The organism is Falsiporphyromonas endometrii (assembly GCF_042654485.1).
In the GTDB taxonomy this organism is placed as follows: Bacteria; Bacteroidota; Bacteroidia; order Bacteroidales; family Porphyromonadaceae; genus Porphyromonas; species Porphyromonas endometrii.
Genome location: NZ_JBHSGO010000135.1, coordinates 1 through 6701, shown reverse-complemented (window position 1 = coordinate 6701; position 6701 = coordinate 1). Strand labels below are relative to the sequence as shown.

At 37.4% G+C, this 6701-nt stretch carries 4 protein-coding genes; all 4 read right to left on the bottom strand.

Features of this window, described 5'->3' with window-relative positions; genetic code table 11:
* Positions 1–330 precede the first annotated feature (330 nt).
* The gene (locus ACFO3G_RS04210) at positions 331–1896 is read right to left on the bottom strand and encodes an Rne/Rng family ribonuclease (protein WP_380078284.1); all 1566 of its coding nucleotides are present in this window, start codon (positions 1894–1896) and stop codon (positions 331–333) included.
* Positions 1897–2240: 344 nt separating this feature from the next.
* Positions 2241–2513, bottom strand: a complete 273-nt coding sequence (locus ACFO3G_RS04205; RefSeq protein WP_380078282.1) for an HU family DNA-binding protein — start codon at positions 2511–2513, stop codon at positions 2241–2243.
* 452 nt (positions 2514–2965) lie between these two features.
* Positions 2966–4315 carry a Na+/H+ antiporter NhaA gene (gene nhaA / locus ACFO3G_RS04200; RefSeq protein WP_380078280.1) on the bottom strand — a complete coding sequence of 450 codons (1350 nt, stop codon included), beginning with the start codon at positions 4313–4315 and terminating at the stop codon, positions 2966–2968.
* 1053 nt (positions 4316–5368) lie between these two features.
* Positions 5369–6388, bottom strand: coding sequence for a hypothetical protein (locus ACFO3G_RS04195; RefSeq protein WP_380078278.1), 1020 nt, complete (start codon positions 6386–6388; stop codon positions 5369–5371).
* Positions 6389–6701 lie beyond the last annotated feature (313 nt).

Here is a 6701-nt window from a genome sequence, read left to right as displayed (position 1 = left end):
CAGACAATTCGAAATAATTTCTTTAATTTGTACTTGTGTAAGGTTCATGCTTTTTATCGTTTTTTAGTTTGTAATTTCAAAGATAATAGTCTTGGGTCTTACACACTTTTTTGGGACAGTATCAAGATGTGGGTATGATGGGGCTAATAATGGTAATTTGGATTCAGAGAAAACCTTCGATTGCGCACTTTTTAGGGATACTACCGGATACTCGCAACTATTTTGACCGTAAGACTTTTATCGGGCGGCAATAATATCAAAAAAGAGCATTCAGGATTTTATCTTCCTGAATGCTCTAATATTTAAGCTTTCTATTTTACTTGCCAAAAATCAAATACCATCCAAATCCTCCAATTCATTACCTTCATTATCAAAGAATTTGTAATCTAAAAAGGCTATGCTTTGGTCGGGTATCACTTTGATACCTTTGGCATATTTCATTTTCCAGCGCATTACAGTCGAGATGATACCTTTTTTAAGGTAGGCTGCGACATATGGATGCACATGAAGAACAAAGTTTCTCACCTTATGTGTATTTACAAGGAGATTAACTTTTTCTTCCAATGTATCTGTAAAGAGGATAGATCCCTTCATTCGTCCTGTACCCATACAGGTGGGACACTTTTCCTCAATACTAACGTTGGTTGAAGGACGCACACGCTGACGTGTTATCTGCATCAATCCAAATTTACTTAGCGGGAGAATATTGTGCTTTGCCTTGTCATTGGACATCAACTTGCACATATGCTCAAATAATTGTTGTCTGTGTTGAGGATCAATCATATCTATAAAGTCGACTACGATGATTCCTCCCATATCTCTAAGTCTGAGCTGACGGGCAAGCTCTTCTGCTGCTGCCATATTAACATCAACAGCAGTATCTTCCTGCTTATCACTTCCCTTAGCTCGGTTGCCACTATTGACATCTACGACATGCATCGCTTCGGTTTGCTCTATAATCAGATACGCACCACTCTTGTACGTAACGGTACGGCCAAAAAGAGCTTTTATCTGTTTTGTTACAGCAAAATTGTCAAATATTGGCAGTTCACCATTATAAAGATGAACAATATCTTCTGCACCCGGAGCAATCAAAGAGATGTAATCCTTGATACTATCGAAGAAACCCTTATCATTGACATGGATGTTCTGAAATGTATCCGGATTGAACGTATCCCTTAGAAGTCCAAGAGTTCTTCCGGCTTCTTCATAAACTAACTGGGGAGGTTTGCTCACTTTGAGAACCTTCTTCAGACAGTCTTCCCACCTAGTAATAAGAGTCCTAAGCTCCTGGTCCAGCTCTGATGCCTTTTTACCGGCAGCAGAAGTTCGAATAATAACGCTAAAATTCTTTGGTTTTATGCTCAGAATAAGTTGCCTAAGCCTTGCTCTTTCTTCGCCGGAGTGAATCTTTTGTGATACAGATACTTTATCTGCAAAAGGCACTAAGACCAAACTTCGTCCTGCAAAAGAAATTTCGGTAGACAATCTTGGACCTTTGGTTGAGATAGGTTCTTTGGCTATCTGCACCAAAATAGTCTGACCACTCTTGAGATACTCGGCAATCTTTCCGTCTTTGGGAAGATCGGCCTCAAGTTGCATCTTTGGTAAGGAGGGCAAACTTTTCTGCTTTTCCAACTTATCCATCAACTTTTGTTGGGACTTATAGGTAAGCCCCAAATCAAAGTAATGGAGAAATGCGTCCTTTTTGTAACCTACGTCCACGAAAGCAGCGTTTAATCCCGGCATAATTTTCTTAACTCTTCCCAAGTAGATATCTCCTACTGCGAAGGTTTGATCTCGGGGTTCGCGTTGCAACTCCACCAATTTCCCATCTTCAAGAACAGCGATGGAAACTTGCTTTGATGCAACGTCAATAATGAGTTCGCTATTCACTTTTAATTGTGGACTTTGCACACCATTGTTATTTTGGTCTGCTGTTAGCAAAAATGATAATATGATCATTGGTATAAACTACTATCATACCTTTTAGGATCTGATCATATGACCCTCTTTTTAAGATAAAGCAAAGGAGCCGGAAAATGGTTTCGCAATAGCAAACTTTTCGGCTCCCTCACAGAGAAAAGTGAAGATTACTTTTTCTTATGTCTATTCTTCTTTAGTCTTTTCTTACGCTTGTGAGTTGCCATCTTATGTCTTTTTCTTTTCTTACCGCTTGGCATATTTTTCTCATTTTATAGGGTTATACTTCCAGTTGATATCTCTAAAATGTTTGTTCTTTATTTTACCTCTGCTGAGAACAGCTTGCTTGGCTTAAAGGCAGGAACTTTACGTTTTGGTATTTGAATTGTTATTTGCTTTGTAATGTTTCTAGCCATCTTCGCAGCTCTTTCCTTAACAATGAAGCTACCAAATCCTCTTAGATATACATTTTCTCCACCAATCAACGCACTCTTTACATTATCCATGAATGACTCAACAACTTTGAGTGCATCTTCGCGATCGATACCGGTGTCTTTGTGTATCTTATTCACAATATCTGCCTTAGTCATAATTCTATAAAATTTAGAACGTTTCTTTTAATTGTACTTGTTATACTTTGTTTCGGTTGGCAAAGGTAGTCTTTTCTTTTGATTGTCAATAAAAAATGGAGCAATAAATTTAGTTTTCAAGGCGATAAGCCTACTGTTTATAGGCTATAGATGCTTTGAGACATCTCCATTATTCGGCCTTTTCAACTATGCTCATCAATCAATAGAAAGCCCTTTACACACCCGATAAGATAATATATTATTAATTCAAAATCAATTAGTTATATAAAAACTAATATTCAGAAGCTGTCAGAATATATTTTACATACAGTTTGAAAGAAATTTTGACGCTGTCAATAGGACTGTATGTTGAAGCAACATGGTAGACTCTTTCGATACATTCAGCTCTTAACAGCTTCTTAATTGTTGAAAACCCAAATCTGACAGCTCTCTCTTGTGAGAGATCAGGCCTTTTATGATTTGGAAGCAGCTAATGCATGCTCTTTGTTGAGAACATGTCTCAGCCAGAAAAATCCAACAACTCCCGAGATAATAGACCCTGCAAAGATACCGATCTTCGCTCCATTAAACAATTCCGGCATAGCTTCTCCGAAAGACAAACTTGCCAAGAATAGAGAAACGGTAAATCCGACTCCTCCAATCATTGACAAAGCCAGAAGGTTGTGTGTAGTCATACCCTTAGGCATCTTACCAACACCGGATTTAACAAACAACCATGTAAAGCTAAATATCCCGAGACACTTACCTAATACAAGACCTAACACAATCGCCAAAGGTACTCCCATGAGTGTTTCTGTGGTTACACCTCCAATGACTACTCCGGCATTTACGAATGCAAATAGTGGCAACACCACATAATTTACAAATGAAGAGAAGTTAGACTCAATCTCTTGTACTAATGGAACCGAATTGTATGCTGTCTGCTGAATTGTGTGCAATACCTCTACCTGCTTGTGAGATAGCATTGTACTACCTTTGAATGATCTCTCACCGCTTGGCATCATATTGAAAAGTAATTGTATTTCATCTTGAAGTTTTTTGTGACAAATCTTTGTTTTGGTAGGTATTGTAAATGCTACCAATACACCTGCAATAGTTGCATGTACACCACTTTCGAGGAACAATGTCCATACGATGATTCCGCCGATATAGTATAGCCACTTTCTTGCATAGCCAAACTTTCCACACAAAAACATAAATACGATAATTGCAAAAGCTGCCAATAGCAATCCAAATTCGATGTGAGAAGAATAGAATATGGCAATTACCACAATACCACCTATATCATCCACGACCGCCAAGGCCGTAAGGAATGTCTTAAGTGAAGTGGGTACTTTTTTGCCAAGCATACTCAAGACTGCCAAAGCAAATGCAATATCGGTTGCCATTGGAATTGCTGCACCTCTTGCTGCATCTCCGGAGTGACAAATCAGCATATAAAACAGTATTGGTACAATCATACCTCCAAATGCTGCAATCACGGGCAACAGAGCTTTTCGCACGGAGCTAAGTTCTCCGACAAGCATCTCTTGCTTAATCTCCAGACCAACTACAAAAAAGAAGATTGCCATCAAAGCATCATTCACAAACTGTAGCAAAGTCATGGTTTCTCCATGATGAGCAAACAATTCATAACCACCAATTTGCAGACTCACTTTATAGTCCAAAAGGGTGTTGTAAAACCCACTCATAGAAGAATTAGCGACAATCACAGCCAGTACGGCTGCTAAAAACAACAATACAGTTGCATTAGGTTTTTGAGTAGTAATCCGTTTAAACGGACTAATCAAAGAACGTTTCATGTAGTTAGTATTAATTTTGTAATAAACTGCTCAATGTTGAGACTAATAATGACCTCTTATGGGACTCCGCTTGACTACTTTCGTTTAATTCAGACGCCTCTTTACTCCACGTCTTATCATAGATTTAAGTCAAATTGTCCCAAATCAGCATAATAGCTTTTTATGTAGAAAACTCTGAATGGACTTTGCTATAAAGTTAAAATAGATACGACTGTTCGATGCCAAAAGATTGACCAATATGTCATCGTTTTAAATAGATCTGAAATGCCAATAATGGCAATTATTCAATAATGTACAATATATATCGGTCAACCATTCTACAGGGGATCGGTATGCCTATGCCCATTTTGGAGAAGCTGTTTTGAATCTATTTTAGTAGTTAATTGGAAAGAGTGTCGAGTTTAGTCCGAAATAATCAAATATTGAGAGGATCTTCAACTCTGTACTCTTAAATTATACTTTTCCATAAAGTCATAACAACCTCTTAGGTTAATTACTCTTCGACTAAGTTTTTATATTCCACATGCTTTTGTCATCTAATGATGAGTCCAAACACAAATAGAGATAAGGTCGAGAAATCAATATCCTAAAATGCATCATTGACAATTGATAATTCTTTGCAAAATCACACCCAGTTGCTCTCAACAGGATATATCGCAAAGTTAGCACAATATATTGGAATATAAGATATGTATTACAGGGTATGATGGAAGTCTCCACGGAGAGATAATCAGTTAAGCGAAGGTAATTGGAGAACTGATGTTCAAGAGGATTATTCCGGGTTGTGTAGTCTTCTGATGCTAAGCAATGCAGATACAATTGACATAAAGCCTTTTCCATTGTATTTATCCGTCGACCCCAAAATCTCGACTTTCCTTTTCCCATCTCAATCTGTCGCTATAAGGTTTATTTTTATTGACGCTTGTAGAAAGTATAGGTTGCTACAAGTGTTTGTCAAAAAAGAAATAGGAGTTGTATCAAATATCGACACAACTCCTATCAAATCATTTTTTATGAAAACTTACCACCCTTATGGTTGGGTAAATCATATAATCATCCATTTACAAGATCTGGTCCGTCAAAAGGAACAAAGTCTAAGCCTGCAGCGCCACAACCATTATTGCCATTAAGATTGATCTTCCAAGGAACCAAGGTAAATTTTATCTTCTTCTCTTGATTTGAATATACCTGGAATTCTACTTTCTTACCATCAACTTCCTGAGATTTCCGCTCTGACTTATATCCCTCGTTCCTTACCAAAGTTTCAAAATCCTGACTTGTCATAAAACCGCCTTCATAGATTGTCATAACATATCCCGGAGGAGCAATGATGAGCGATACTTTGATTAGCTTATCACCATCGAAAATATAACGATGGGCAAACATCTCTGTAAATTCCTTTTTCTCCTCTTTCTTGTTGAAAGTAATTACCTTATGGTTATACTTATCGGTATTATTCGAAATCAATTCATAGCCTTGTTCTTTTTCATATTTCTTGATTTCGTCCTGCGAAGCATCCCATTTCAGCATAGGATAAGGAATAGCTTTTAGTACGGGGGCAACATAGGTAAAGCACATACCGGGCTTGAGCTCGCCACCTTCAACTTGCTGTGTCCTAAGTAAAGCATACGCATTGATTGTAGACCAACTACTCTTATAGCTGACATAGCCATTGTTGTTTTTCCCATCTGTAGTAAATCCCTTTTTCTTCATAAAGGCAATAAACTTATCGCTGACAAGTGTCGCACTATCAGTAAACATCTGGATAGCCATTCCCATCACATAACCAATCTGTGGCACATTGTCGAATTTGGTAGAGAATAGCATATAACCCATCTCTTTGTCTTCTTGGACAAGTTTACTTCCCTGTCCCTCTTCAAATGCAACAATCATGTCACGAGTATCAAACCATCTGAGATCTGGAAATGGAAAATCAACATTTTCAGGTTCCGGTTTAGGATCCGGTTTAGGTTCCTGTGTCACAGGATCATCACTGCTACACCCGGGCATAGCCAAAATGAACAAGCCCGAAAAAAGAGCAATTAAAATGCTCAAAAAACTGTTTCTTCTCATAATTCACTTTGTTTAGATAATAACCAATCAAAAGACAAATATCTATGTATTTGACAATTGAACAATACTAATAACATACATATAGGTTTATTTGTCGACAAACATACATATAAAACGAATACGATGTAACATAATGATAAATTATAATACTTTATTTTCGGATGTTTTGTATCAAATACCACCAATTCTTAGAAGCTGTTTAAAAATTATTCAGAGAATTTATTAAGCAATATTTTGCAGAAAGCAAGTTGAACCATAGCCTCTGCAGTAGCGGCATGAAACTCATAATCAATCGTCAGTCTTCTAAAATTTT